Source organism: Staphylococcus sp. HMSC035D11 (assembly GCF_001836075.1).
GTDB classification, from domain to species: domain Bacteria; phylum Bacillota; class Bacilli; order Staphylococcales; family Staphylococcaceae; genus Staphylococcus; species Staphylococcus hominis.
This window is the reverse complement of record NZ_KV827204.1, coordinates 21837-48395: the sequence shown is the minus strand read 5'-3', so window position 1 is coordinate 48395 and position 26559 is coordinate 21837. Positions and strand designations below refer to the sequence as shown.

Below are 26559 nucleotides of genomic sequence, written 5' to 3'. Positions count from 1 at the left end.
GATGAGTTGATATTGAGACCGTGAGGTCTCTTTTTTTATTTTAAAATATATATCTATATATAACTAATTAAAAGATGACTAAATGAATATACACTACGGATGGTTAGCATAGTGACTTTCATAAAAAACTCTACGTTCAATGACTACCAATCCAAAATGAGTCAGAACTCATTTCCTCTATTTAAACTGTAAGTGCTTTAATAAGAGCATTAACATGCTTTTCTAATTTTTCTTCTGGGATACCTCCAAAGCCAATTAAGAAGGTAGGATGTTGTAGTTTTTTGTTGTTGTAAGGATAAGGTGTTAATTTAAGATTGCATTTTTTCGTTCTTTTTATGCATTCATTTAATGTTAAATTATTTTTAACTACAAGTGTGAAGTGCATTCCTGTTAGTGCGCCTTCAATTTTCAATTGTCCTTTATATGGTGTTAGTTTTTCTAAAATAAAAGTTAATTTATTTTTATATATTCTTCTCATTTTATTAAGATGACGTTCAAAGCTACCAGTTGCCATAAATTGTGCTACCATATGTTGTAGATGTACAGGCACAGTATTGCTTTCAACATATTTCATCTCTCGGAATAATTTTAGCAGTTTATTTGGTAAGACAATGTATGCCATACGACAACTTGGATAAAGCGATTTCGAAAATGTACTAATATATATTACTTTTTGTTTTTTATCTAAATTCTGTAATGCTGGAATAGGTTTTCCGAAATATCTAAATTCTGAATCATAATCATCTTCAATAATATATCGTTCTTTCTTTTGTTGTGCCCATTTTATAAGTTGTGTGCGCTTCTTTAAACTCATCACATATCCTGTTGGAAATTGATGAGATGGTGTGATATATAAAATATCATTATTTTTTTGAAAGACTTCATCGATATTAATTCCATCTTTTTCTACTCTAGCTTGTGTATAACTTATTCTATGCTTATCCAGTACATGTTTAATTGGTGGATAACTAGGTTGTTCTATAATAAATGATGAATCTTTTAATAAATCAGTGACCATATTTAATAATTGTTCAGTTGAAGAGCCAATTATGATTTGATCTGGATGACAAGATACTCCTCTACTATTAAATAAATAATGAGAAATTTGCTGTCTTAAGTTAAATTCTCCCTGAACGCTTCCTTTACTCAAAAGGGCAAGTTGATCTTCTTCAAATACTTCTTTAGCATACCTTTTAAATAAATGGCTAGGAAAATGTTCAGCATCAATTTCAGCTAAATTGAATTGATACTGATACGTATTTTTCTGTGTAGTCTTATCAGTTTCTAATATATCACTTATTTCAGGATAACTATTTGTTACTGGTAATGATTGAATTTCTGAAACATAATAACCTGAACGTGGTTTTGAGTATATAAATCCTTCATCTAAAAGTAACTGATAGGCATGCTCAATTGTAGTATGACTAAGTGATAAATGTTGACTCAACTGTCTTTTAGATGGAAATTTATCGTTTGATTCATATACACCTTCAATAATTTGTTTTTTTAGCTTTTCATATAAAGAAATATATAATGATTTTTTCTTCGTCATAAATCTGACCCCTAATTTTTTATTAAAATTGTACCTTTTTAAACATCAGTTTATATTTTAAAATGGATTTAATCAATTGAAAAGGGGTTTTATAAATGTCTAAAATTGTAGGATCTGAAAGAGTTAAACGCGGTATGGCTGAAATGCAAAAAGGCGGCGTCATTATGGATGTTGTGAATGCTGAACAAGCTAGAATCGCAGAGGAAGCTGGAGCAGTAGCAGTTATGGCCTTAGAACGCGTACCATCTGATATTAGAGCAGCTGGTGGTGTAGCACGTAGTGCCAATCCTAAAATTGTTGAAGAAGTAATGAATGCTGTTTCAATTCCAGTAATGGCTAAAGCACGTATTGGTCATATTACAGAAGCACGTGTATTAGAAGCTATGGGTGTAGACTATATTGATGAATCTGAAGTTCTTACTCCTGCAGATGAAGAATTTCATTTAAGAAAAGATCAATTTACTGTACCATTTGTTTGTGGTTGCCGTAATTTAGGTGAAGCAGCACGACGTATTGGCGAAGGTGCAGCGATGTTACGTACTAAAGGAGAACCTGGAACAGGTAATATTGTAGAAGCTGTACGTCACTTGAGAAAAGTTAATTCTGAGGTTAGTCGTCTAACTGTAATGAATGACGATGAAATTATGACTTATGCCAAAGAATTAGGTGCACCATATAATGTATTAAAACAAATTAAAGAAGAAGGTCGTTTACCAGTAGTAAACTTTGCAGCGGGTGGTGTAGCAACACCTCAAGATGCTGCCTTAATGATGGAATTAGGTGCTGATGGGGTATTTGTGGGTTCAGGTATTTTTAAATCTGAAGCTCCAGAAAAATTTGCAAAAGCTATTGTTCAAGCTACAACTCATTATCAAGATTATGAATTAATTGGAAAATTAGCAGCTGAATTAGGAACTGCAATGAAAGGTTTAGATATAAATAAAATCTCATTAGAAGAACGTATGCAAGAGCGTGGTTGGTAATTTATGAAGATTGGTGTATTAGCGTTACAAGGTGCAGTACGTGAACATATTCGTCACATTGAATTAAGTGGTCACGAAGGTATAGCAGTTAAGAAAGTTGAACAATTAGATGAAATTGATGGTCTTATTCTCCCTGGTGGTGAATCTACAACTTTAAGAAGACTTATGGATTTATATGGCTTTAAAGAAAAATTACAACAATCTGATTTACCAATGTTTGGAACTTGCGCAGGTCTTATTGTGCTTGCAAAAGATGTAGAAGGTGAGACAGGATATCTAAAAAAATTAGATATTACTGTTGCGCGTAATTCCTTTGGTAGACAAGTAGATAGTTTTGAAGCTGAGTTAGATGTTAAAGGTATTGCAAAAGATATAGAAGGTGTCTTTATAAGAGCACCACATATTGTTAGTGTAGAAAATAATGTAGAAATATTAAGTTCTATTAGTGATAAAATAGTAGCTGTTAAGCAAGGGAAATACCTAGGTGTGTCTTTCCATCCAGAATTAACAGATGATTATCGTATAACTCAGTATTTTATTGAACATATAGTTAAATAAAAAAAAGCTTGAGATTAAAGTCTCAAGCTTTTTCTTATTAAATGAAGAATCCAGCGATAGCAGCTGAAATAAATGATACAAGTGTTGCACCGAATAATAACTTAATACCAAAACGTGCTACGACATCACCTTTTTCAGAGTTAAGTGATTTAATCGCACCAGAAATGATACCAATAGAACTAAAGTTAGCAAATGAAACTAGAAATACAGACGTAATACCTTTTGCATGTTCAGAAATATCCTTCAAGCTTCCAAGTGATTGCATAGCAACAAATTCATTAGATAATAATTTTGTTGCCATCACAGAACCTGATTTAACTGCATCCTGCCAAGGAACACCTGCTAAGAAAGCAAATGGCGCAAACACAAAACCAATTAACGTTTGGAAATCCCATTTGATTGCTCCGCCAGAAATTAAACTAAAAATACCACTTACAAGGCCATTTAATAAAGCAATGATTGCAATGTAGCCAATTAACATTGCACCAACGATAACTGCTACTTTGAAACCATCTAAAATATATTCACCTAACATTTCAAAAAATGATTGTTTTTTAGTTTCTGATTCATCCACTAGCAATTTATCATCTTCTTCATTAACTGTATAAGGGTTAATAATAGAAGCAATAATGAAGCCACCAAATAAGTTTAATACAACCGCTGTAACAACGTATTTAGGTTCAATCAATGTAAAATATGCACCGATAATAGATGCAGATACAGTAGACATTGCAGAAGCAGTTAAAGTATATAAACGTTGTTTAGGTATATATGGTAATTGTTGTTTTAATGAAATAAATACTTCAGATTGGCCAAGAATCGCAGCTGCTACTGCATTATATGATTCTAAACGCCCCATACCATTAATTTTAGAGATTAAGAACCCTAACACATTAATAATCCATGGAAGAATTCTAGTATATTGTAAAATACCAATTAATGCCGAAATAAATACGATTGGTAATAAGACACTAAAGAAGAATGGTGGATTTTTTGGATCTACAAATTTAAATCCTCCAAAAACAAAATTAACCCCTTCAGCAGCTTTTTGTAACAAATAGTTAAATCCATTTGAAATACCACCAATAATTGTAATACCAGCAGTCGTTTTCAAAAGAATAAATGCGAATATAAGTTGAATAATTAATAATAATCCAACATAATGCCAACGAACATTCTTTTTATCTGAACTAAATAAAAATGCCAGCGCTAAAAAGACAATAATCCCAATGATCCCAATAAGAATATGCATAATTCTACTCCTTTAAAATTCTCTTTATCTTATATAATACAATAAAATAATAGAAGTAACATTAATATTTTTAAATAAAAAAACAAATTGGTTGAAAAAGGTCAAAGTTGGTCATATAATATAGTCAAAGAAGGTCAAAAGGGGTGGTAAATCATGCACAACATGTCTGACATCATTGAACAATACATTAAACAATTATTTGAAGAAAGTAATGAAGATATGGTAGAAATTCAAAGAGCTAATATTGCTCAACGTTTCGATTGTGTGCCTTCTCAACTCAACTATGTTATTAAAACGAGATTTACAAATGAACATGGTTATGAAATAGAAAGTAAACGTGGTGGAGGAGGATATATCCGAATCACAAAAATTGAAAATAAAGATGCAACGGGTTATATTAATCATCTATTGCAATTAATTGGTCCTTCTATATCTCAACAGCAAGCATATTATATAATTGATGGTTTGTTAGATAAAGGATTAATTAGTGATAGAGAAGCAAGAATGATTCAAGTGATTATTGATCGTGAAACACTATCAATGGATGTTGTTTCTAGAGATATTATTAGAGCAAATATTCTCAAACGATTATTACCTATCATTAATTACTATTAATAAATAATAAAGAAATGCGAGGTGTCTATGTGTGCTTTGCGAAAATTGTCATTTAAATGAAGCAGAGGTTAAACTCACAGTAAAAAGTAAAGATGGTACCTCTGAAAAGTGGGTGTGTTCAGAATGTGCGCAAGGAGAGCAACCTTGGAATCAACAAGAACATGCTGCGTCACATTCAGAGTTTCAAGATGATATTGAAGAAGCCTTTGTAGTCAAACAAATCTTACAACATTTAGCAACTAAACACGGATTAAATTTTCATGAAGTAGCATTTCAAGAAGAAAAACGATGTCCTACATGTAATATGACATTGAAAGATATAGCTCATGTAGGTAAATTTGGATGTGCAAATTGCTATGCAGTATTTAAAGAGGATATTGTTGATATTGTAAGACGAGTACAAGGTGGACAATTTGAACATGTAGGCAAGATGCCTCGTTCTTCACATCATAAACTGGCAATAAAAAAACAAATTGAAGAAAAAACGAATTACTTAAATATATTAATTGAAAAGCAAAAATTTGAAGAAGCAGCTGTCATTAGAGATGAAATTAAAGCCTTGAAACATGAAAGCGAGATGGAGCATGATGAATGATATGGGTGCACATATTAGTGAATGGATGAAAGAAACAGATGAATCTCCCATTGTAATGTCTTCGCGTATTCGTTTAGCACGTAATTTAGAAAATCATGTTCATCCTTTAATGTTTCCATCTGAACAAGCAGGTTTTAGAGTAATCAATGAAGTGCAAGATGCACTACCTAATTTATCTTTAATGCGTTTAGATACCATGGACCAACAAAGTAAGATGAAGTTAGTGGCTAAACATCTTATTAGTAAAGAATTGATTAAACAACCTGCTTCAGCGGTGTTATTAAATGACGATGAATCTTTGAGTATTATGATTAATGAAGAAGATCATGTACGAATTCAAGCAATGGGTAATGATTTATCTCTGACAGATTTATATCAAAAAGCTTCAGAAATTGATGATATTCTTGATGAACAATTAGAAATTAGTTTCGATGAAGATTTAGGTTATTTAACTACTTGTCCTACAAATATTGGGACTGGAATGCGAGCAAGTGTGATGCTTCATTTACCTGGATTATCTATAATGAAACGTATGAATCGTATTGCACAAACAATTAATCGTTTTGGATTTACGATTCGAGGTATATATGGAGAGGGTTCACAAGTTTATGGTCATATTTATCAAATTTCAAATCAACTTACATTAGGTAAGACAGAAGAAGATATTATTGACCAGCTGACAGAAGTAGTTCAACAAATTATTAATGAAGAAATGCAAATTCGTGAACGTTTGACACAATATAGTGAATTAGAAACGCTTGACCGTATTTATCGTTCGTTAGGAATATTACAAAATAGCCGTATGATATCAATGGAAGAAGCGTCATATAGATTAAGTGAAATTAAGTTAGGCATAGATTTAGGATATTTAAATTTAAGTAACTTTAAGTTTAATGAATTAATGGTAAGTATCCAATCTGCGTTTTTATATAATGATGAAGATGAAAACGTATCTGTAAATGAAAAACGGGCAAATATATTAAGAAAACATACAAATTAGGAGGTTGTAAACGATATGTTATTTGGTAGATTAACTGAACGCGCACAACGTGTATTAGCACATGCACAAGAAGAAGCAATTCGTTTAAATCATTCGAACATTGGTACTGAGCACTTACTACTTGGATTAATGAAAGAACCAGAAGGTATTGCTGCTAAAGTACTTGAAAGTTTTAATATTACTGAAGATAAAGTTATTGAAGAAGTTGAAAAATTAATCGGTCATGGTCAAGAACATTCTGGTACGTTGCACTATACACCAAGAGCTAAAAAAGTCATTGAACTATCAATGGATGAGGCAAGAAAATTGCATCATAATTTTGTAGGTACAGAACATATTTTATTAGGTTTAATTCGTGAAAATGAAGGAGTAGCAGCACGTGTATTTGCTAACTTAGATTTGAATATTACAAAAGCACGTGCACAAGTAGTGAAAGCATTAGGTAGTCCTGAAATGAATACTAAAAATGCAACTGCAAATAAATCAAACAACACTCCTACATTGGATGGACTAGCACGAGACTTAACAGTTATTGCTAAAGACGGTACGTTAGATCCAGTTGTGGGTAGAGATAAAGAAATTACACGTGTTATTGAAGTATTAAGTCGTAGAACTAAAAATAACCCTGTACTTATTGGTGAACCAGGTGTAGGTAAAACAGCCATTGCTGAAGGTCTTGCACAAGCTATTGTAAATAATGAAGTGCCAGAAACGCTAAAAAATAAACGTGTAATGTCACTAGATATGGGAACAGTCGTGGCAGGTACTAAATATCGTGGTGAATTCGAAGAACGTTTAAAAAAAGTCATGGATGAAATCCATCATGCAGGTAATGTCATTTTATTCATTGATGAATTGCATACACTAGTTGGTGCTGGTGGCGCAGAAGGTGCAATTGATGCATCTAATATTTTAAAACCAGCGTTAGCGCGTGGTGAATTACAATGCATTGGTGCAACAACATTAGATGAATATCGTAAAAACATCGAAAAAGATGCTGCATTAGAACGTCGTTTCCAACCTATTCAAGTTGATGAACCTTCTGTAGAAGATACTGTTGCTATTCTAAAAGGTTTACGTGATCGCTACGAAGCTCATCATCGTATTAATATTTCTGATGAAGCACTGGAAGCGGCTGCTAAATTAAGTAACCGTTATGTATCTGATCGTTTCCTACCAGATAAAGCAATTGATTTGATTGACGAAGCAAGTTCAAAAGTGAGACTAAAAAGTCACACAACTCCAAATAATTTAAAAGAGATTGAACAAGAAATTGAAAAAGTTAAAAATGAAAAAGATGCTGCCGTCCATGCACAAGAATTTGAAAATGCAGCTAACTTAAGAGATAAACAATCAAAACTTGAAAAACAATATGAAGATGCTAAAAATGAATGGAAGACATCTCAAGGCGGACAATCAACATCATTATCTAAAGAAGATATTGCTGAAGTTATTGCAGGATGGACAGGGATTCCATTAACTAGAATTAATGAAACAGAGTCAGATCGTTTGCTTAATTTAGAAGAAACATTACATGATCGAGTAATTGGACAAAACGATGCTGTAACTTCTATTAGTAAAGCAGTTCGTCGTGCACGTGCAGGCCTAAAAGATCCTAAACGTCCAATCGGTAGTTTCATTTTCTTAGGACCAACTGGTGTAGGTAAAACAGAACTTGCACGTGCATTAGCTGAATCAATGTTTGGTGAAGAAGACGCAATGATACGTGTTGATATGAGTGAATTTATGGAGAAACATGCTGTGAGTCGTTTAGTTGGAGCGCCTCCAGGTTATGTAGGCCATGATGATGGTGGTCAATTAACTGAAAAAGTTAGACGTAAGCCATATTCTGTTATCCTATTTGATGAAATTGAAAAAGCGCATCCAGATGTGTTTAATATCTTATTACAAGTACTTGATGATGGACATCTAACTGATACAAAAGGGCGTCAAGTTGATTTCCGTAATACTGTTATTATTATGACATCAAATGTAGGAGCACAAGAACTACAAGATCAACGTTTCGCTGGATTCGGTGGTGCATCTGAAGGACAAGATTATGAAACAATTCGTAGAACTATGATGAAAGAACTTAAAAATTCATTCCGTCCTGAGTTCTTAAACCGTGTAGATGATATTATTGTTTTCCATAAATTAACAAAAGATGAACTTAAAGAAATTGTGACTATGATGGTAAATAAATTAACAAAACGTTTATCAGAACAAGATATTAATATTGTAGTTACTGATAAAGCTAAAGAAAAAATTGCCGAAGAAGGATATGATCCAGAATACGGTGCTCGTCCATTAATTAGAGCAATTCAAAAAACAGTTGAAGATAATTTAAGTGAATTGATACTTGATGGTAATCAAATTGAAGGAAAAGAAGTCACAATTGATCATGATGGTAATGAATTCAAATATGATATCCATGATAAACAAGAAAATAATATAGAAGATACAAAAGAACCAGCAACAGAAGAATAAAAAGAGCTTAAATTCAGAGTCTAGGAGTCATTAAATCCTAGACTCTTCTTTTCATTTATATATATATTTAAATTTGTCATTATAACTGGATACATATAAAATAGATATGTTCAAAAAAATCGGAGGTGCAGTTTTGGCCAAGAAAAAAGTAATTTTCGAATGTATGGCTTGTGGATATCAGTCTCCTAAATGGATGGGAAAATGTCCGAATTGTGGTGCTTGGAATCAAATGGAGGAAATTATTGAAAAGACTTCCAATCCAAAGCATGGCGTAAAAGCAAAAGAGACACAAGCAAAAGTACAGAAATTAAATAGTATTAAGCATGAGGCAACACCGAGAGTTCAAACGGACTCTAAAGAATTTAATCGTGTACTTGGTGGTGGAATTGTTAGTGGATCACTCGTACTGATTGGCGGCGACCCGGGTATTGGGAAATCTACATTATTATTACAGATTTGTGCATCGTTATCACAGAAACTTAATGTACTTTATATCACGGGTGAAGAATCACTAAATCAAACGAAATTGCGTGCAGATCGTCTAGAGGAAGACTCTAGTAATTTAAATGTACTAGCTGAAACAGATTTAGAAGTTATTCATCAAACCGTGGAACAAGAGCGCCCAGACATACTTGTTGTCGATTCAATTCAAACGATTTATCATCCTGAGATTAGTTCAGCACCTGGCTCAGTATCACAAGTTCGAGAAAGTACACAAAGTTTAATGAATATTGCAAAACAAATGAATATCGCAACTTTTATAGTAGGTCACGTAACAAAAGAAGGGCAAATTGCTGGTCCAAGACTATTAGAACATATGGTAGATACAGTTTTATACTTCGAAGGTGATGAACACCATGCTTATCGAATTCTAAGAGCAGTTAAAAATCGTTTTGGTTCAACAAATGAAATGGGTATTTTTGAAATGAAACAAAGTGGTTTGAAAGGGGTACAAAACCCTTCAGAAATGTTTTTAGAAGAACGCTCTACAAATGTTCCAGGATCAACAATTGTGGCTACTATGGAAGGCACACGACCACTATTGATTGAGGTGCAATCTCTAGTAACACCTACTACATTTAATAATCCAAGACGAATGGCCACAGGCATCGACCACAATCGACTTAGCTTACTTATGGCTGTTTTAGAGAAAAAAGAAAATTATCTTTTACAACAACAAGATGCTTACATTAAAGTAGCGGGTGGAGTGAGACTTACTGAACCGGCTGTAGATTTAAGTATTATTGTAGCGACTGCTTCAAGTTTTAAAGATAAAGCCGTAGATGGTTTGGATTGTTATATTGGTGAAGTGGGATTAACTGGTGAGGTAAGACGAGTATCGCGTATCGAGCAACGTGTACAAGAAGCGGCAAAACTAGGATTTAAGAGAGTGATTATTCCCCAAACGAATATAGGTGGATGGACATTCCCAGAAGGTGTTCAGGTCGTTGGTGTGACAACGGTACATGATGCCTTAACATATGCGTTTAGTAATCGCTCATCATAGGCATTTAAAGGGGTGATAACGTATGAAGGTATTAAAAGGAATTATTATTATAATCTACATCATTCTTGGTGCATCATTTGGAATCATGTTAATTCCAGAAATTTTAAATGATTTAGGTATGAACAACCATCCCATTTATACTAATCATTATGTTGATGGTTTAATAGGGATGATTGTATTCTTTCTAATATTTGGGTTATTTATTAATAAAGTAACACGATTACTTAAAGAAGCTGAAATTTGGATTATGCAACGTAGTGCAGTTGAAATTTTGTTTGCTACACTAGGATTAGTCGTTGGTTTATTTATTTCAGTAATGGCTTCATTTATTTTAGAAATGATAGGAAATTCTATATTAAATCACCTTGTGCCTATTATTATTACATTATTATTATGTTATTTAGGATTCCAGTTTGGTTTGAAAAAGCGTGATGAAATGCTTATGTTTTTGCCAGAAAATATAGCACGTTCAATGTCTAAAAATAATATCAGCGCCATACCTAAACTGTTAGATACAAGTGCAATTATTGATGGAAGAATTTTAGATATTATTAAATGCGGATTTATAGATGGAGAAATTCTTATTCCTCAAGGAGTTATAAATGAATTACAAGTAGTTGCAGATGCTAATGATAGTATCAAACGTGAAAAAGGACAACGTGGATTAGATATTTTAAATCAACTTTATGATTTAGACTATCCAACTCGTGTGATTCATCCTCAAAAATCTCATAGTGATATTGACAAACTGTTAGTTGAATTAGCTCAAGTTTATCATGCTCATGTCATTACAACCGATTTCAACTTGAATAAGGTATGTCATGTTCAAGGGATTACTGCATTAAATGTTAATGATTTGTCAGAAGCAATTAAACCCAATGTTCATCAAGGTGACCGACTTAATATTTTATTAACTAAAATGGGTAAAGAACCTGGCCAAGGGGTAGGATATCTAGATGATGGAACAATGGTAGTTGTAGATCATGCCAAATCTCTTATAGGTAAACAGGTTGAATTAGAAGTCATTAGTTTATTACAAACATCATCTGGTCGTATTATATTTGCTAAGACTATAGAGGAGTCCTTAAGTGAATAGAGAAAAGGGTTTCATGTGAAACGTATTCATTTATAAATTATTGTATAACATTTTTCGCTATGAGATATTGATGAGTAACGTAACAACAACAGCAATAGACTTATCAAACCAGCCAATTAATGCTACAATAATAAGGAAATGCGAAGTTGATCTAAGTATAGATTAGAAGTTAAAGTTATTCAAAAACGATTCTTTAAAGATTGTTTGGGATAACTTTTTTCTAATGAAAGAAATCATTCGCTATAAAGAATGAATAACAAAATTAGGAGTGAAACGAATGAGTGAACGCGTAAGAGTAAGATATGCGCCAAGTCCAACTGGATATTTACACATCGGAAATGCAAGAACTGCATTATTTAATTATTTATTTGCTAAACATTATGATGGAGATTTTGTAGTACGTATTGAAGATACAGATAGTAAAAGAAATCTTGAAGATGGAGAATCTTCACAATTTGATAACTTAAAATGGTTAGGCTTAGATTGGGATGAATCTATCGATAAAGACAAAGGTCATGGTCCTTATCGTCAGTCTGAACGTGCAGACATCTATAATCCACTTATTCAACAATTATTAGATGAAGATAAAGCATACAAATGTTACATGACTGAAGAAGAATTAGAAGAAGAACGTGAAGCTCAAATTGCTCGTGGAGAAATGCCACGATATGGCGGTAAACATGCACATCTAACTGAAGAACAACGTCAACAATTTGAAGCTGAAGGACGCAAACCCGCTATTCGTTTCCGTGTTCCAAAAGATAAAACATATACATTTGATGATATGGTTAAAGGAGAAATTTCTTTTGACTCTAATAATATTGGAGATTGGGTTATCGTGAAAAAAGATGGCGTCCCTACGTATAATTTCGCGGTAGCAGTAGATGATCACTATATGGAAATTTCTGATGTTATTCGTGGAGATGATCATGTATCAAATACACCTAAGCAATTAATGATTTATGAAGCATTTGGTTGGGAATCACCACGTTTTGCGCATATGTCATTAATTGTAAATGAACAACGTAAAAAATTAAGTAAACGAGATGGCCAAATTTTACAATTTATCGAGCAATATCGTGATTTAGGTTATTTACCTGAAGCGTTATTCAATTTTATTGCTTTACTAGGTTGGTCTCCTGAAGGTGAAGATGAGATCTTTTCTAAAGAAGAATTCATTAAGATTTTTGATGAACAACGTCTTTCTAAATCTCCAGCAATGTTTGATAGACAAAAATTAGCTTGGGTTAACAACCAATATATGAAAACAAAAGATACAGAAACAGTATTTGAGCTTGCTTTACCACACTTGATCAAAGCAAATTTAATTCCTGAAAATCCAAGTGAAGAAGATAGAGAATGGGGACGCAAATTAATTGGTCTTTATCAAAAAGAAATGAGTTATGCAGGAGAAATTGTTCCGTTATCAGAAATGTTCTTCCATGATATGCCTGAATTAGGTGAAGAAGAACAAGAGGTATTAAATGGCGAACAAGTTCCTGAATTAATGTCTCATTTATATGGTAAATTAGAAGCGCTTGAACCATTTGAAGCTGCTGAAATTAAAAAAACGATTAAAGAAGTACAAAAAGAAACGGGTATTAAAGGTAAACAATTATTTATGCCTATTCGTGTAGCAGTGACTGGTCAAATGCATGGTCCTGAATTACCGAATACAATTGAAGTATTAGGAAAAGAAAAAGTACTATCTCGTTTAAAAAAATATGTTTAAAACAATGTTAATATAATAAGTCAGACACACATGTTTAAACTTGAAATTTTATAAAAAACTTCTTATGATAAAATTAAACATATGTTAGTTAAAGGATTAGTAAATATACGATAATGTTGTTAGAGAGTATGCGGTTGCTGTGAGCATATCATTATCTATATCGAATGCACCTTTGAATGTTCAATTAAATATAGAAATGAGTATGATAAGGTAGACTAGTATGTTCATCAACTTACTTTATCTAAAATGAAGAGTGGAACCGTGCAATAGCGCCTCTAGCAGTTAATGTTAGGGGCGCTTTTTTTAAATATTTGAATTATTATACATGGACTGTAAGATATTCATAATATATAGAAAATGGGGAGGCGAGCGTCTTGATAAAAAGAATGAAAGATGATGTAAAAATGGTATTTGAACAAGACCCTGCAGCACGTACAACATTTGAAGTAATCACAACTTATGCAGGCTTGCATGCGGTATGGAGTCACTTAATTGCACATAAATTATATAATAAAAAACACTACGTTTTGGCGAGAATGATTTCACAAGTATCTCGCTTTTTTACAGGAATTGAAATTCATCCTGGAGCAAAAATCGGAAAACGTCTATTTATTGATCATGGTATGGGTGTAGTCATTGGTGAAACATGTACGATTGGAGATAACGTAACTATTTATCAAGGCGTGACACTTGGTGGTACAGGTAAACAAAAAGGAAAGCGTCATCCAGATATTGGAGATAATGTTTTAATTGCAGCAGGATCAAAAGTTTTAGGAAATATCCAAATTAATTCTAATGTTAATATTGGTGCGAATTCAGTAGTCTTACAATCTGTGCCAAGTTATACAACAGTTGTAGGCATTCCAGGTCATATTGTTAAACAAGAAGGAAAACGAATTGGGAAAACATTTGATCATCGTAATTTGCCTGATCCTTTATTTGAACAAATTAAGCAACTAGAACGACAATTGGAAAAAGCTAAGAATGGAGAGATTAAAGATGATTACATTATATAATACTTTAACACGTCAAAAAGAGGTGTTTAAGCCTATTGAGCCTGGTAAGATAAAAATGTATGTATGTGGACCTACAGTGTATAATTACATTCATATTGGTAATGCCCGTCCAGCAATTAATTATGACGTGGTACGTCGATATTTTGAATATAAAGGCTATACGGTTGATTACGTATCTAATTTTACTGATGTAGATGATAAACTCATTAATCGGTCTAAAGAATTAAATGAAAGTGTGCCAGAAATTGCTGATCGATATATCAAGGCATTCTATGAAGATGTAGGGGCACTTAATGTTAAAAGAGCGACATCTAATCCGCGAGTAATGAATCATATGGATGAAATCATTGACTTCATTAAACAACTTGTAGATGAAGGTTATGCATATGAAAGTAATGGAGATGTGTATTTTAGAACCCGTAAATTTGATGGATATGGTAAATTAAGTCATCAGTCTATTGATGATTTAAAAGTTGGCGCTCGTATAGAAGCAGGTGAACAAAAAGAGGATGCATTGGACTTTACGCTATGGAAAAAGGCAAAACCTGGAGAAATTAGTTGGGAGAGCCCATTTGGACAAGGACGTCCAGGATGGCATATTGAATGCTCTGTAATGGCTTATCATGAATTGGGAAAAACAATTGATATCCATGCAGGAGGATCAGATTTACAATTTCCACATCATGAAAATGAAATAGCGCAATCTGAAGCACACAATCACGCGCCTTTTGCTAATTATTGGATGCATAATGGTTTCATTAATATAGATAATGAAAAAATGAGTAAATCATTAGGTAACTTTATTTTAGTACACGATATTATTAAAGAAATTGATCCAGATGTATTACGTTTCTTCATGATCAGTGTTCATTATAGAAGTCCAATCAACTATAACGTTGAATTAGTGAATGCTGCTAAAAGTGGATTAGAGCGTATACGTAATAGTTATCAATTAATTAAAGAAAGAGAAGCAATCACAACTGATTTAGAAACACAAACAGACTATATTGATCAAATTAATGATATTTTAAAACAATTTGAAGCTGTAATGGATGATGATTTTAATACAGCAAATGCTGTAACTGCATGGTATGATTTATCGAAATTAGCTAATAAATATGTATTAGAAAATACAACATCTACTAAAGTGATTCAGCGCTTTAAAGAAGTATATCACATTTTTAGTGACGTATTAGGTGTGCCATTAGAAGGAAAAGAAAATGATGTATTACTTGATGAAGACATAGAAAAACTTATCGAAGAACGTAATGAAGCACGTAAAAATAAAGATTTTGCTCGAGCTGACGAAATTAGAGATATGCTAAAAGAACAAAATATTATTCTTGAAGATACGCCTCAAGGTGTAAGATTTAGAAGGGGTTAATATGGATGCAAAGCTATTAAACCCATTAACGTTAGCTTATATGGGAGATGCTGTATTAGACCAGCATGTACGTGAATACATTGTGCTTAAATTACAGAGTAAACCGAATCGCTTACACCAAGTATCGAAACAATATGTGTCTGCAAAAAGCCAAGCACAAACGCTCGAGGTATTAATAACAAAAGAATGGTTTACTGAAGAAGAACTAGATATTGTTAGAAGAGGCCGTAACGCTAAAAGTTATACGAAAGCTAAAAATACAGATGTACAAACGTATCGTAAAAGTTCAGGTTTAGAAGCTGTTATAGGATTTCTTTATTTAGATCATCAAAATGAACGATTAGATGCGTTACTTGATACGATTGTACAAATTGTTGATGAAAGGTAGTGAACATAGTGGAAGATATCGTTATTGTCGGTAGACACGCTGTTAAAGAAGCAATTGTGTCTGGTCATACAATAAATAAAATTTGGATACAAGAAGGAATAAGAAAGCAGCAAATTAATGATATTTTAAAAAATGCTAAAGCACAGAAATTGATTATACAAACTGTTCCAAAATCCAAATTAGATAATTTAGCAAATGCACCTCATCAAGGTGTAGCTGCACTGATTGCACCATACGAATATGCAGATTTTGATCAGTTTATTCAATCTCAAAAAGAAAAAGAAGGCCTTTCTACAATAATTATTTTAGATGGTTTAGAAGACCCACATAATCTTGGTTCGATCATTAGAACGGCAGATGCAAGTGGAGTAGATGGAGTTATTATCCCTAAGAGACGTTCTGTTGCGCTCACACAAACTGTCGCAAAAGCGTCAACAGGTGCGATTCAACATGTCCCAGTGATGCGTGTTACAAATTTATCAAAAACAATTGATGAGCTGAAAGATAATGGATATTGGGTAGCAGGAGCTGAAGCGGATAATGCTACAGATTATCGCAATATGGCTGCTGATATGCCATTGGCTATCGTAATTGGTAGTGAAGGGCAAGGTATGAGTAGATTGGTTAAAGATAAATGTGATTTCTATATTAAAATTCCTATGGTAGGCCATGTTAATAGCTTAAATGCTTCTGTAGCTGCTAGTTTAATGATGTATGAAGTCTATCGAAAACGACATCAAATTGGAGACACCCAATGAAAGATAGATATCTAATTATTGATGGTTACAATATGATTGGTCAATCAAGGGAATTGAGTAAAGTAGCAAGAGAAAGTTTAGAGGAAGCACGTGAACAACTCTTAGATGTGATTGCCAATTACAATGCAGTTGTCGCTGATGAGATTGTATGTGTATTTGATGCATATGAACAATCTGGTATAGAAAGAGAATACATGTATCATGGTGTTAAAACAGTTTTTACGAAAGAAAAAGAAACTGCAGATAGCTATATTGAGCGTTATGTATATAATTTATACAATAAACATACGACACATATTACAGTAGTGACTAGCGATATGAGCGAGCAACATGCTATTTTTGGAGCAGGTGCATATCGTGTTTCATCTAGAGAAATGTGGCGAGATTTAAAAGAGAATGCAATGACGGTTAGTAAATCAGTAGATGATTTTAATGAACGTAAACCAAGAACTCGAATTTCGTTATCAAAAGATGTACTTGCAGAATTTGAAAAAATACGACGAGGATATGGTAAAAAACATAAATAATACAGTCTTGATATTTAAAAGATGCGTCTTATACAATGTGCCTAACTTATAAAGAAAGGTTTTGTATATGACTTATCATTTTCGACAACTAGAAGATATATTTAAAGCTTTTCAATATAGCCAAAATACATTGGAGAAAGAACAGTTATTCGCAAATATAATGAATGTGATACGTCCTAAACTTATGATGAAGTTTAGAATGCTAGGTATAGATCATCAAGAACTGGAAGATTTAATTCAAGATACCTCGTTAAAGATATATTTAGCTTTACACACATTTAATTTTAATACGAATGTTCCATTCGAACATTATTTAAATCGTTTAGTTTATTCTGTAAAAAAAGATTTTTGGAGAAAACGTTATGCGTTTAATCAACGTCAACAATTGTTAATCAATGAATGTGTAGTAGAATATCGTTTGAATCAAATGATAAAAAGGACGGAAGAACTATATTTAACTAGATTAAGTAAAGAAGACTTGATAGATAGTTTTAAGAAGTTAAGTATGTTTGAAAGAGAAGTTGCAAATTTACTTCTACTTGATTATTCCCCATCAGAAATAGCGAAAAGACTAAATGTAAAAGATAAAGTAGTTTACAATAGTATTCAACGTTGTAAAATAAAAATGAAACAATATTTATTAAAATACAAATGTTAAGTATTTTAGTACGAGTTTGACAGTTTATTATAAGTTTATGTATAGTATACTGGTATTAATATGAGCAAAGGTGAATTGATGTGAGAAAAGTACCTTTAGTTTGTGAAATGTGTGGTAGCAGAAATTATAATGTACCTAAAAAAGAAACATCAGCTAAGAGATTACAACTGAAGAAATATTGTTCCAGATGTAATGAACACACGATGCATAAAGAATCAAAGTAATGAGTTTATAAGTATATACTTTGAAGAGCATGGAGGTAAGGTTATGGCTAAAGATAAAGACGCAAGTAAGAATAAAGAAAGTTTCTTCCAAGGCGTTAAAAGCGAAATGGAAAAAACAAGTTGGCCTACGAAAGAAGAACTTTTTAAATATACTGTCATTGTAGTAGCTACAGTAATTTTCTTTATGGTCTTTTTCTGGGTATTAGACGTAGGTATTGGTAATTTAATTGAATTATTTAGATAAGAGTAAGGAGTGACAACATGTCTGAAGAAGTTGGGACTAAGCGTTGGTACGCAGTGCATACGTATTCTGGATATGAAAATAAAGTTAAAAAGAATTTAGAAAAAAGAGTAGAATCAATGAATATGACAGAGCAAATTTTTAGAGTTGTCATACCTGAAGAGGAAGAAACACAAGTTAAAGATGGGAAAGCAAAAAAACAAGTTAAAAAGACATTTCCTGGGTATGTTTTAGTAGAACTTATTATGACAGATGAATCATGGTATGTTGTACGTAATACACCAGGTGTCACAGGATTTGTTGGTTCAGCAGGTGCAGGTTCAAAACCTAATCCATTACTTCCTGAAGAAATGAGATTTATCTTAAAACAAATGGGACTTAAAGAAAAAACAATTGATGTAGAATTAGATGTAGGTGAACAAGTCCGCATCAAATCAGGACCATTTGCAAATCAAGTTGGTGAAGTTCAAGAAATCGAAGCAGATAAATTTAAATTAACTGTATTAGTCGATATGTTTGGTAGAGAAACACCAGTTGAAGTAGAATTCGATCAAATAGAAAAATTATAATCATTTTAAATTATAAAGTATGATTTGCTTAAAAAGATGAAATTTTACTATTGATTTTTAATTAAGTTTAATGTTAAAATAATGTGGTCGCGTTTTTAGAACGCTCATTTCGTCACGAAATGTTTATGAGTGGGAGGGCAAAACTGAGCCCTGTGACCACATCACGATATCAAGGAGGTGCACATCGTGGCTAAAAAAGTAGAAAAAGTAGTTAAATTACAAATTCCTGCAGGTAAAGCGAACCCAGCACCACCAGTTGGTCCAGCATTAGGTCAAGCAGGTGTGAACATCATGGGATTCTGTAAAGAATTCAATGCACGTACACAAGAACAAGCAGGTTTAATCATTCCGGTAGAAATCAGTGTATATGAAGATCGTTCATTTACATTCATTACTAAAACTCCACCGGCTCCAGTACTACTTAAAAAAGCAGCTGGCGTTGAAAAAGGTTCTGGTGAACCAAACAAAACTAAAGTTGCTACAGTAACTAAAGATCAAGTACGTGAAATTGCTCAAACAAAAATGCAAGACTTAAACGCTGCAGACGAAGAAGCAGCTATGCGTATTATCGAAGGTACTGCACGTAGTATGGGTATCACTGTACAATAATTATTAAATGAAAATTAGTTTGAATTTGAAATAAACTGATAGACGATAGCAGGTAACAGAAACGACAACATATATTGTCTATGATTAGTCTTTAGTAAATTAATATTTATTATTGACATCATCTGTTATCTGCTCTTAACTTGTGTAAATCACACAAGTAAGCGTGGGAGGAAATTCCGCTAAAACCACTAAAGGAGGAACAATAAATGGCTAAAAAAGGTAAAAAGTATCAAGAAGCAGCTAATAAAGTTGACCGTACTAAATACTATAGTGTTGAAGAAGCAATTAAATTAGCTAAAGAAACTAGTATCGCTAACTTTGATGCATCAGTTGAAGTAGCATTCCGTTTAGGTATTGATACACGTAAAAATGACCAACAAATCCGTGGTGCAGTAGTGCTACCAAACGGTACTGGTAAATCACAACGTGTATTAGTTTTCGCTAAAGGTGATAAAATTACAGAAGCAGAAGAAGCAGGCGCAGATTACGTAGGTGAATCTGAATATGCTCAAAAAATCCAACAAGGTTGGTTCGACTTTGACGTAGTAGTAGCTACACCTGACATGATGGGTGAAGTTGGTAAATTAGGTCGTGTATTAGGACCTAAAGGTTTAATGCCAAACCCTAAAACTGGTACAGTAACTATGGACGTTAAAAAAGCTGTAGAAGAAATTAAAGCTGGTAAAGTTGAATATCGTGCTGAAAAAGCAGGTATCGTACATGCTACGATTGGTAAAGTATCTTTCGACGAAGAAAAATTAGTTGAAAACTTTAATGCTTTACAAGATGTTTTAGCTAAAGCTAAACCAGCATCTGCTAAAGGTACTTACTTCAAATCTGTTGCTGTAACTACAACAATGGGTCCTGGAGTTAAAGTAGATACTTCAGCATTTAAACTTTAATTTTAAATATATTAATAGATTATAGACTGGTAGATAATAATTGCTTATTTTGAAAAAGATAAGATACATTTTCTTCCAGTCTTTTTTCAAAAAAACAATTGACATATTACAATAAACAAGTTATATTATTTATTGTGATTATTTTACCTAAGACAGTAGGAGTTAATTTTTAACTTAAAACAATATCCTACCGAGGCTAAAATTGACTTGAACGTGATGATTATTATAATGATCTTTCAAGCACTTTTTGCCGTGGGTAGAAAGTGCTTTTTTTATTAAAAAAGCACCAAAAATATAAATGGAGGTGTCTGAATGTCTGCTATTATTGAAGCTAAAAAACAACAAGTTGACGTTATCGCTGAACAACTTAAAAATTCAGTTTCAACTGTTATTGTGGACTACCGTGGTTTAACTGTTGCGGAAGTAACTGATTTACGTGCTCAATTACGTGAAGCTGGTGTTGAGTATAAAGTATACAAAAACACATTAGTTCGTCGTGCAGCTGAAAAAGCAGGTATCGAAGGCTTAGATGAATTCTTAACTGGTCCTACAGCTATCGCTACAACTACTGATGATGTAGTTGCTCCAGCGAAAGTGATCTCAGGATTTGCTAAAGAACATGAAGCTTTAGAAATTAAAACAGGCGTTATGGAAGGTAACGTTATCTCAGCAGAAGAAGTTAAAACTGTTGGTTCATTACCTTCACACGATGGTCTTGTATCTATGCTTTTATCAGTATTACAAGCTCCAGTACGCAACTTCGCTTATGCGGTTAAAGCTGTTGGAGAACAAAAAGAAGAAAGCGCTGAATAATTGCGCATAAAATTTTAAAATAAATGGAGGAATAATAAAATGGCTAATCAAGAACAAATCATTGAAGCAATTAAAGAAATGTCAGTATTAGAATTAAACGATTTAGTAAAAGCAATTGAAGAAGAATTTGGTGTAACAGCAGCAGCTCCTGTAGCAGCAGCTGGTGCAGCTGGTGGCGGAGACGCTGGCGCAGAAAAAACTGAATTTGACGTTGAATTAACTTCAGCTGGATCTTCAAAAATCAAAGTTGTTAAAGCAGTTAAAGAAGCAACTGGCTTAGGCTTAAAAGACGCTAAAGAATTAGTAGACAACGCTCCTAAAGTAATCAAAGAAGCTGTTGCTAAAGAAGATGCTGAAAAACTTAAAGAACAATTAGAAGAAGTTGGAGCTACTGTAGAATTAAAATAATTCTAGTATCTTAACTTAATATATAAGTAAATCATTTTAACTTAGTCACTTTAGAGTGAAAGCGTTAATGATTACTTGCATTCTTTGAGAAATTAAAACCCCGTTATTGTTGATAACGGGGTTTTAATTCATTTTCTAATCAAATAGATGAACAAATAAAGAGGTGAAATCATGAGTCACTACTATGATGAAAATCCTGAAGTACAAAGTGATGAAAAAACAATTCAATACTTTTATCATAAATCTCAGTTAAAACTAACGACAGATGCGGGCGTTTTTTCAAAAGGAAAAGTAGATTTTGGGTCTGATTTATTAGTACAAACGTTTTTAAATGAACATCCACCAGGTCCAAGTAAACGTATCATTGATGTTGGCTGTGGTTATGGTCCTATTGGTTTAATGATTGCTAAAGTGTCACCACACCACCAAATAACTATGGTGGATGTGAATCATCGAGCATTACATTTGGCTGAAAAGAACAAAAAGCAAAATCAAATTGATAATGTCATCATTACAGAAAGTGATGGTCTGTCACAAGTTGAGAATGAATATTTTGACTTTGTATTAACAAATCCACCAATTAGAGCTGGGAAAAATGTTGTTCATCGAATCTTTGAAGAAGCATATCAAAAGCTAAAAAATCAAGGTGAACTCTATGTTGTCATTCAGAAAAAGCAAGGTATGCCTTCTGCTAAAAAGAAAATGGAAGAAATATTTAATAATGTAGAAACTGTGAACAAAAGTAAAGGGTACTATATATTGAAGAGCCAAAAAGGTTGATTTCAAAATGGTATTCTGATATAGTTATAAAATGTAAAAATTTATGTTCAACAAGTGTGTACTTTTACGCAAATTGAGCACGATAAACAAGAATAAGAGAAGAATCGAAAATGGTGTCATCAATTGTGTTGCCGTTTTCTTTTTGTCTTGTTATGTGAAATTTTGTGTATAAGTTCAACACAATATTTGAGGGGTGAATCTGTTTGGCAGGTCAAGTTGTCCAATATGGAAGACATCGTAAACGTAGAAATTATGCGAGAATTTCAGAAGTATTAGAATTACCTAACTTAATAGAAATTCAAACTAAATCTTATGACTGGTTCTTAAAAGAAGGTTTATTAGAAATGTTCCGTGATATTTCACCAATTGAAGATTTCACTGGAAACCTATCTTTAGAATTTGTGGATTATAGATTAGGTGAACCAAAATATGATTTAGAAGAATCAAAAAACCGTGACGCTACTTATGCTGCACCTCTTCGTGTTAAAGTACGTCTCATTATCAAAGAAACTGGTGAAGTTAAAGAACAAGAAGTTTTCATGGGTGACTTCCCATTGATGACGGATACTGGTACGTTCGTAATTAATGGTGCAGAACGTGTTATCGTTTCACAATTAGTACGTTCACCATCAGTATATTTTAATGAAAAAATAGATAAAAATGGACGTGAAAATTACGACGCAACGATTATTCCAAACCGTGGCGCGTGGTTAGAATATGAAACAGATGCTAAAGACATCGTTTACGTTCGAATTGATAGAACACGTAAATTACCTTTAACAGTATTATTACGTGCTTTAGGATTCTCTAGTGATCAAGAAATTATCGATTTATTAGGAGATAGTGAATACTTACGTAATACGCTTGAAAAAGATAGTACTGAAAATACTGAACAAGCTTTATTAGAAATCTATGAACGTTTACGTCCTGGTGAACCACCAACAGTTGAAAACGCAAAAAGCTTATTATATTCACGTTTCTTCGACCCTAAACGCTATGATTTAGCAAGTGTTGGTCGCTATAAAACAAATAAAAAGTTACACCTAAAACATCGTTTATTTAACCAAAAATTAGCTGAACCAATCGTTGACAGCGAAACAGGTGAAATTGTTGCTGAAGAAGGAACAGTTTTAGATCGTCGTAAATTAGACGAAATTATGAATGTTTTAGAGTCAAATGCAAACAGTGAAGTGTTCGAGTTAGAAGGTAGCGTTATTGATGAACCTGTAGAAATTCAATCAATTAAAGTGTATGTTCCAAATGATGAAGAAGAACGCACTACAACAGTGATTGGTAATGCATTACCTGATTCAGAAGTGAAATGTATTACACCAGCAGATATTATTGCCTCAATGAGTTATTTCTTTAACTTATTGAATGGTATTGGTTATACAGATGATATTGACCATTTAGGTAATCGTCGTTTACGTTCAGTAGGTGAACTGTTACAAAACCAATTCCGAATTGGTTTATCTAGAATGGAACGTGTCGTTCGCGAAAGAATGTCTATTCAAGATACTGATTCAATTACACCACAACAATTAATTAATATTAGACCTGTAATTGCTTCAATTAAAGAATTCTTTGGTAGTTCTCAATTGTCTCAATTCATGGACCAAGCTAACCCATTAGCAGAGTTAACACATAAACGTCGTCTTTCTGCTTTAGGACCTGGTGGTTTAACACGTGAACGTGCACAAATGGAAGTTCGTGACGTACACTATTCTCACTATGGTCGTATGTGTCCAATTGAGACACCAGAGGGACCAAACATTGGTTTAATTAACTCATTATCTAGTTATGCACGTGTAAATGAATTTGGTTTTATCGAAACACCATATCGTAAAGTAGATATTGATACAAATTCAATTACTGATCAAATTGATTATTTAACTGCTGATGAAGAAGATAGCTATGTAGTTGCACAAGCCAATTCTCGTTTAGATGAAAATGGTCGTTTCCTAGATGATGAAGTGGTATGTCGTTTCCGTGGTAACAATACTGTTATGGCAAAAGAAAAAATGGACTACATGGATGTATCACCTAAACAAGTAGTATCAGCAGCGACAGCTTGTATCCCATTCCTTGAAAACGATGACTCTAACCGTGCGTTAATGGGTGCGAACATGCAACGTCAAGCAGTACCATTGATGAATCCTGAAGCTCCATTTGTGGGTACAGGTATGGAACATGTGGCAGCTCGTGACTCTGGTGCAGCAATTACTGCAAAACATAGAGGTCGTGTTGAACATGTTGAGTCTAATGAAATTCTAGTTCGTCGTTTAGTTGAGGAAAATGGAACTGAACATGAAGGCGAATTAGACCGTTACCCATTAGCTAAATTTAAACGTTCAAACTCTGGTACTTGTTATAACCAACGTCCAATCGTTTCTGTAGGTGACGTTGTAGAATACAATGAAATTTTAGCTGATGGTCCTTCAATGGAATTAGGAGAAATGGCATTAGGTCGTAACGTCGTTGTAGGTTTCATGACTTGGGACGGATATAACTATGAGGATGCCGTTATCATGAGTGAACGATTAGTTAAAGACGATGTATATACTTCAATTCATATTGAAGAATACGAATCTGAAGCACGTGATACTAAATTAGGACCTGAAGAAATTACACGTGATATTCCTAACGTTTCTGAAAATGCACTTAAAAACTTAGACGATCGTGGTATTATATACGTCGGTGCAGAAGTTAAAGATGGAGATATCTTAGTTGGTAAAGTAACGCCAAAAGGTGTCACAGAATTAACTGCAGAAGAACGATTATTACACGCCATCTTTGGTGAAAAAGCAAGAGAAGTTCGCGATACTTCATTACGTGTGCCACATGGTGCAGGTGGTATCGTTCTAGACGTTAAAGTATTTAATCGTGAAGAAGGCGATGATACTTTATCACCAGGTGTGAACCAACTTGTTCGTGTATATATCGTTCAAAAACGTAAAATCCATGTTGGGGACAAAATGTGTGGTCGTCATGGTAACAAAGGGGTTATCTCTAAGATTGTTCCTGAAGAAGATATGCCTTACTTACCAGATGGACGTCCAATCGATATCATGTTAAACCCACTAGGTGTACCATCACGTATGAACATTGGACAAGTTTTAGAGTTACATTTAGGTATGGCTGCTAAAAACTTAGGTATTCATGTTGCTTCTCCAGTATTCGATGGTGCAAACGACGATGATGTATGGTCTACAATCGAAGAGGCTGGTATGGCACGTGATGGTAAAACAGTATTATATGATGGACGTACTGGTGAACCATTCGATAATCGTATTTCTGTTGGAGTAATGTATATGCTTAAACTTGCTCACATGGTTGACGATAAATTGCATGCGCGTTCAACTGGACCTTACTCACTTGTTACACAACAACCACTTGGTGGTAAAGCACAATTCGGTGGACAACGTTTCGGTGAGATGGAGGTATGGGCACTTGAAGCTTATGGTGCAGCATACACATTACAAGAAATCTTAACTTATAAATCTGACGATACTGTAGGTCGTGTTAAAACATACGAATCTATCGTTAAAGGTGAAAACATTTCAAGACCAAGTGTTCCTGAATCATTCCGAGTATTGATGAAAGAATTACAAAGTTTAGGTTTAGATGTAAAAGTTATGGATGAACATGATAATGAAATCGAAATGGCCGATGTTGATGATGAAGATGCAACTGAGCGCAAAGTAGATTTACAACAAAAAGATGTTCCAGAAACTCAAAAAGAAACTAACGAATAATAAAATTATAAATTTAAGATGAATAAACATGAGTTGCGTAATTTTAATCTCATCAAGATTTAGATTGCGCACTGATGTGCATCTTATGTATGTGATGTCAGTTTCAGTAAATGTAAATCAATCAAATAGCACAGCTAATCTAAATTGAAG

26 protein-coding genes and 1 other annotated feature are annotated in these 26559 nt (G+C 33.3%); of the genes, 24 read left to right on the top strand and 2 right to left on the bottom strand.

Annotation, left to right across the window (positions count from 1 at the left end):
• Positions 1-181: 181 nt before the first annotated feature.
• Positions 182-1552 (bottom strand): MocR-like pyridoxine biosynthesis transcription factor PdxR, encoded by a 1371-nt coding sequence (locus HMPREF2647_RS00250; protein WP_070859268.1) that lies wholly within the window; start codon positions 1550-1552, stop codon positions 182-184.
• A 95-nt stretch (positions 1553-1647) separates the two neighbouring features.
• On the opposite strand from HMPREF2647_RS00250, the gene pdxS reads away from it, so the two are divergent.
• Positions 1648-2535, top strand: coding sequence for a pyridoxal 5'-phosphate synthase lyase subunit PdxS (gene pdxS, locus HMPREF2647_RS00245; protein ID WP_070859266.1), 888 nt, complete (start codon positions 1648-1650; stop codon positions 2533-2535).
• A gap of 3 nt (positions 2536-2538) precedes the next feature.
• On the top strand, positions 2539-3093 hold the full coding sequence (gene pdxT / locus HMPREF2647_RS00240; protein ID WP_017175299.1) for a pyridoxal 5'-phosphate synthase glutaminase subunit PdxT: 555 nt from the start codon (positions 2539-2541) through the stop codon (positions 3091-3093).
• Between the two features lie 37 nt (positions 3094-3130).
• Here pdxT and HMPREF2647_RS00235 read toward each other — a convergent pair whose 3' ends face one another.
• Positions 3131-4345, bottom strand: a complete 1215-nt coding sequence (locus HMPREF2647_RS00235; protein WP_049419862.1) for a NupC/NupG family nucleoside CNT transporter — start codon at positions 4343-4345, stop codon at positions 3131-3133.
• Between the two features lie 153 nt (positions 4346-4498).
• On the opposite strand from HMPREF2647_RS00235, the gene HMPREF2647_RS00230 reads away from it, so the two are divergent.
• The 22 genes from HMPREF2647_RS00230 (at position 4499) to rpoB (ending at position 26409) form a co-directional block, all read left to right on the top strand.
• Positions 4499-4960 (top strand): CtsR family transcriptional regulator, encoded by a 462-nt coding sequence (locus HMPREF2647_RS00230; protein ID WP_002449017.1) that lies wholly within the window; start codon positions 4499-4501, stop codon positions 4958-4960.
• Positions 4961-4991: 31 nt separating this feature from the next.
• A complete protein-coding gene (locus HMPREF2647_RS00225; protein WP_017175301.1) occupies positions 4992-5555 on the top strand; it encodes a UvrB/UvrC motif-containing protein in 564 nt (187 codons plus the stop codon).
• A complete protein-coding gene (locus HMPREF2647_RS00220) occupies positions 5548-6555 on the top strand; it encodes a protein arginine kinase (protein ID WP_049382357.1) in 1008 nt (335 codons plus the stop codon). Before HMPREF2647_RS00225 ends, HMPREF2647_RS00220 begins: the two co-directional genes overlap by 8 nt.
• Positions 6556-6570: 15 nt before the next feature.
• Positions 6571-9042 (top strand): ATP-dependent Clp protease ATP-binding subunit, encoded by a 2472-nt coding sequence (locus tag HMPREF2647_RS00215; RefSeq protein WP_017175303.1) that lies wholly within the window; start codon positions 6571-6573, stop codon positions 9040-9042.
• 133 nt (positions 9043-9175) lie between these two features.
• Complete coding sequence (gene radA, locus HMPREF2647_RS00210) at positions 9176-10549, top strand: DNA repair protein RadA (protein WP_017175304.1); 1374 nt, start codon at positions 9176-9178, stop codon at positions 10547-10549.
• Between the two features lie 22 nt (positions 10550-10571).
• On the top strand, positions 10572-11645 hold the full coding sequence (locus HMPREF2647_RS00205) for a PIN/TRAM domain-containing protein (protein ID WP_049420612.1): 1074 nt from the start codon (positions 10572-10574) through the stop codon (positions 11643-11645).
• Positions 11646-11922: 277 nt separating this feature from the next.
• Complete coding sequence (gltX, locus tag HMPREF2647_RS00200; RefSeq protein WP_017175306.1) at positions 11923-13377, top strand: glutamate--tRNA ligase; 1455 nt, start codon at positions 11923-11925, stop codon at positions 13375-13377.
• A 386-nt stretch (positions 13378-13763) separates the two neighbouring features.
• Positions 13764-14393: a serine O-acetyltransferase gene (cysE, locus tag HMPREF2647_RS00195; protein WP_170999993.1), complete on the top strand. Its 630-nt coding sequence runs from the start codon at positions 13764-13766 to the stop codon at positions 14391-14393.
• A complete protein-coding gene (gene cysS / locus HMPREF2647_RS00190; RefSeq protein WP_070859264.1) occupies positions 14377-15777 on the top strand; it encodes a cysteine--tRNA ligase in 1401 nt (466 codons plus the stop codon). Before cysE ends, cysS begins: the two co-directional genes overlap by 17 nt.
• A 1-nt stretch (position 15778) precedes the next feature.
• On the top strand, positions 15779-16165 hold the full coding sequence (locus tag HMPREF2647_RS00185; RefSeq protein ID WP_017175309.1) for a Mini-ribonuclease 3: 387 nt from the start codon (positions 15779-15781) through the stop codon (positions 16163-16165).
• Between the two features lie 8 nt (positions 16166-16173).
• Complete coding sequence (rlmB, locus tag HMPREF2647_RS00180; RefSeq protein WP_037541103.1) at positions 16174-16923, top strand: 23S rRNA (guanosine(2251)-2'-O)-methyltransferase RlmB; 750 nt, start codon at positions 16174-16176, stop codon at positions 16921-16923.
• The gene (locus HMPREF2647_RS00175; RefSeq protein WP_017175311.1) at positions 16920-17450 is read left to right on the top strand and encodes an NYN domain-containing protein; all 531 of its coding nucleotides are present in this window, start codon (positions 16920-16922) and stop codon (positions 17448-17450) included. Before rlmB ends, HMPREF2647_RS00175 begins: the two co-directional genes overlap by 4 nt.
• 67 nt (positions 17451-17517) lie before the next feature.
• The gene (locus tag HMPREF2647_RS00170; protein ID WP_017175312.1) at positions 17518-18108 is read left to right on the top strand and encodes a sigma-70 family RNA polymerase sigma factor; all 591 of its coding nucleotides are present in this window, start codon (positions 17518-17520) and stop codon (positions 18106-18108) included.
• Between the two features lie 80 nt (positions 18109-18188).
• Positions 18189-18332 (top strand): 50S ribosomal protein L33, encoded by a 144-nt coding sequence (gene rpmG, locus HMPREF2647_RS10915; RefSeq protein WP_049336738.1) that lies wholly within the window; start codon positions 18189-18191, stop codon positions 18330-18332.
• A 43-nt stretch (positions 18333-18375) separates the two neighbouring features.
• Positions 18376-18576, top strand: coding sequence for a preprotein translocase subunit SecE (secE, locus tag HMPREF2647_RS00165; protein ID WP_017175313.1), 201 nt, complete (start codon positions 18376-18378; stop codon positions 18574-18576).
• A 17-nt stretch (positions 18577-18593) separates the two neighbouring features.
• Positions 18594-19142 (top strand): transcription termination/antitermination protein NusG, encoded by a 549-nt coding sequence (gene nusG, locus HMPREF2647_RS00160; RefSeq protein WP_017175314.1) that lies wholly within the window; start codon positions 18594-18596, stop codon positions 19140-19142.
• 186 nt (positions 19143-19328) lie between these two features.
• A complete protein-coding gene (gene rplK, locus HMPREF2647_RS00155) occupies positions 19329-19751 on the top strand; it encodes a 50S ribosomal protein L11 (protein WP_001832298.1) in 423 nt (140 codons plus the stop codon).
• A 206-nt stretch (positions 19752-19957) separates the two neighbouring features.
• Positions 19958-20653 (top strand): 50S ribosomal protein L1, encoded by a 696-nt coding sequence (gene rplA, locus HMPREF2647_RS00150; RefSeq protein WP_017175315.1) that lies wholly within the window; start codon positions 19958-19960, stop codon positions 20651-20653.
• A gap of 128 nt (positions 20654-20781) precedes the next feature.
• Positions 20782-20935: a sequence feature (ribosomal protein L10 leader region), on the top strand.
• A gap of 30 nt (positions 20936-20965) precedes the next feature.
• On the top strand, positions 20966-21466 hold the full coding sequence (rplJ, locus tag HMPREF2647_RS00145) for a 50S ribosomal protein L10 (RefSeq protein ID WP_002449049.1): 501 nt from the start codon (positions 20966-20968) through the stop codon (positions 21464-21466).
• A gap of 39 nt (positions 21467-21505) precedes the next feature.
• On the top strand, positions 21506-21874 hold the full coding sequence (gene rplL / locus HMPREF2647_RS00140; protein WP_002488409.1) for a 50S ribosomal protein L7/L12: 369 nt from the start codon (positions 21506-21508) through the stop codon (positions 21872-21874).
• A gap of 171 nt (positions 21875-22045) precedes the next feature.
• Complete coding sequence (locus HMPREF2647_RS00135; RefSeq protein ID WP_050215260.1) at positions 22046-22654, top strand: class I SAM-dependent methyltransferase; 609 nt, start codon at positions 22046-22048, stop codon at positions 22652-22654.
• 203 nt (positions 22655-22857) lie between these two features.
• Positions 22858-26409, top strand: coding sequence for a DNA-directed RNA polymerase subunit beta (rpoB, locus tag HMPREF2647_RS00130; RefSeq protein ID WP_002449020.1), 3552 nt, complete (start codon positions 22858-22860; stop codon positions 26407-26409).
• Positions 26410-26559 lie beyond the last annotated feature (150 nt).

Coding starts and splice junctions, on each gene's coding strand:
- HMPREF2647_RS00250 (WP_070859268.1), bottom strand. CDS start 1,552: ATGACGAAGAAAAAATCATTATATATTTCTTTATATGAAAAGCTAAAA.
- gltX (WP_017175306.1), top strand. CDS start 11,923: ATGAGTGAACGCGTAAGAGTAAGATATGCGCCAAGTCCAACTGGATAT.
- HMPREF2647_RS00175 (WP_017175311.1), top strand. CDS start 16,920: ATGAAAGATAGATATCTAATTATTGATGGTTACAATATGATTGGTCAA.
- HMPREF2647_RS00170 (WP_017175312.1), top strand. CDS start 17,518: ATGACTTATCATTTTCGACAACTAGAAGATATATTTAAAGCTTTTCAA.
- pdxT (WP_017175299.1), top strand. CDS start 2,539: ATGAAGATTGGTGTATTAGCGTTACAAGGTGCAGTACGTGAACATATT.
- cysS (WP_070859264.1), top strand. CDS start 14,377: ATGATTACATTATATAATACTTTAACACGTCAAAAAGAGGTGTTTAAG.
- secE (WP_017175313.1), top strand. CDS start 18,376: ATGGCTAAAGATAAAGACGCAAGTAAGAATAAAGAAAGTTTCTTCCAA.
- nusG (WP_017175314.1), top strand. CDS start 18,594: ATGTCTGAAGAAGTTGGGACTAAGCGTTGGTACGCAGTGCATACGTAT.
- HMPREF2647_RS00135 (WP_050215260.1), top strand. CDS start 22,046: ATGAGTCACTACTATGATGAAAATCCTGAAGTACAAAGTGATGAAAAA.
- cysE (WP_170999993.1), top strand. CDS start 13,764: ATGAAAGATGATGTAAAAATGGTATTTGAACAAGACCCTGCAGCACGT.
- rplA (WP_017175315.1), top strand. CDS start 19,958: ATGGCTAAAAAAGGTAAAAAGTATCAAGAAGCAGCTAATAAAGTTGAC.
- rplJ (WP_002449049.1), top strand. CDS start 20,966: ATGTCTGCTATTATTGAAGCTAAAAAACAACAAGTTGACGTTATCGCT.
- HMPREF2647_RS00185 (WP_017175309.1), top strand. CDS start 15,779: ATGGATGCAAAGCTATTAAACCCATTAACGTTAGCTTATATGGGAGAT.
- pdxS (WP_070859266.1), top strand. CDS start 1,648: ATGTCTAAAATTGTAGGATCTGAAAGAGTTAAACGCGGTATGGCTGAA.
- HMPREF2647_RS00230 (WP_002449017.1), top strand. CDS start 4,499: ATGCACAACATGTCTGACATCATTGAACAATACATTAAACAATTATTT.
- HMPREF2647_RS00220 (WP_049382357.1), top strand. CDS start 5,548: ATGAATGATATGGGTGCACATATTAGTGAATGGATGAAAGAAACAGAT.
- HMPREF2647_RS00235 (WP_049419862.1), bottom strand. CDS start 4,345: ATGCATATTCTTATTGGGATCATTGGGATTATTGTCTTTTTAGCGCTG.
- HMPREF2647_RS00205 (WP_049420612.1), top strand. CDS start 10,572: ATGAAGGTATTAAAAGGAATTATTATTATAATCTACATCATTCTTGGT.
- rplL (WP_002488409.1), top strand. CDS start 21,506: ATGGCTAATCAAGAACAAATCATTGAAGCAATTAAAGAAATGTCAGTA.
- HMPREF2647_RS00215 (WP_017175303.1), top strand. CDS start 6,571: ATGTTATTTGGTAGATTAACTGAACGCGCACAACGTGTATTAGCACAT.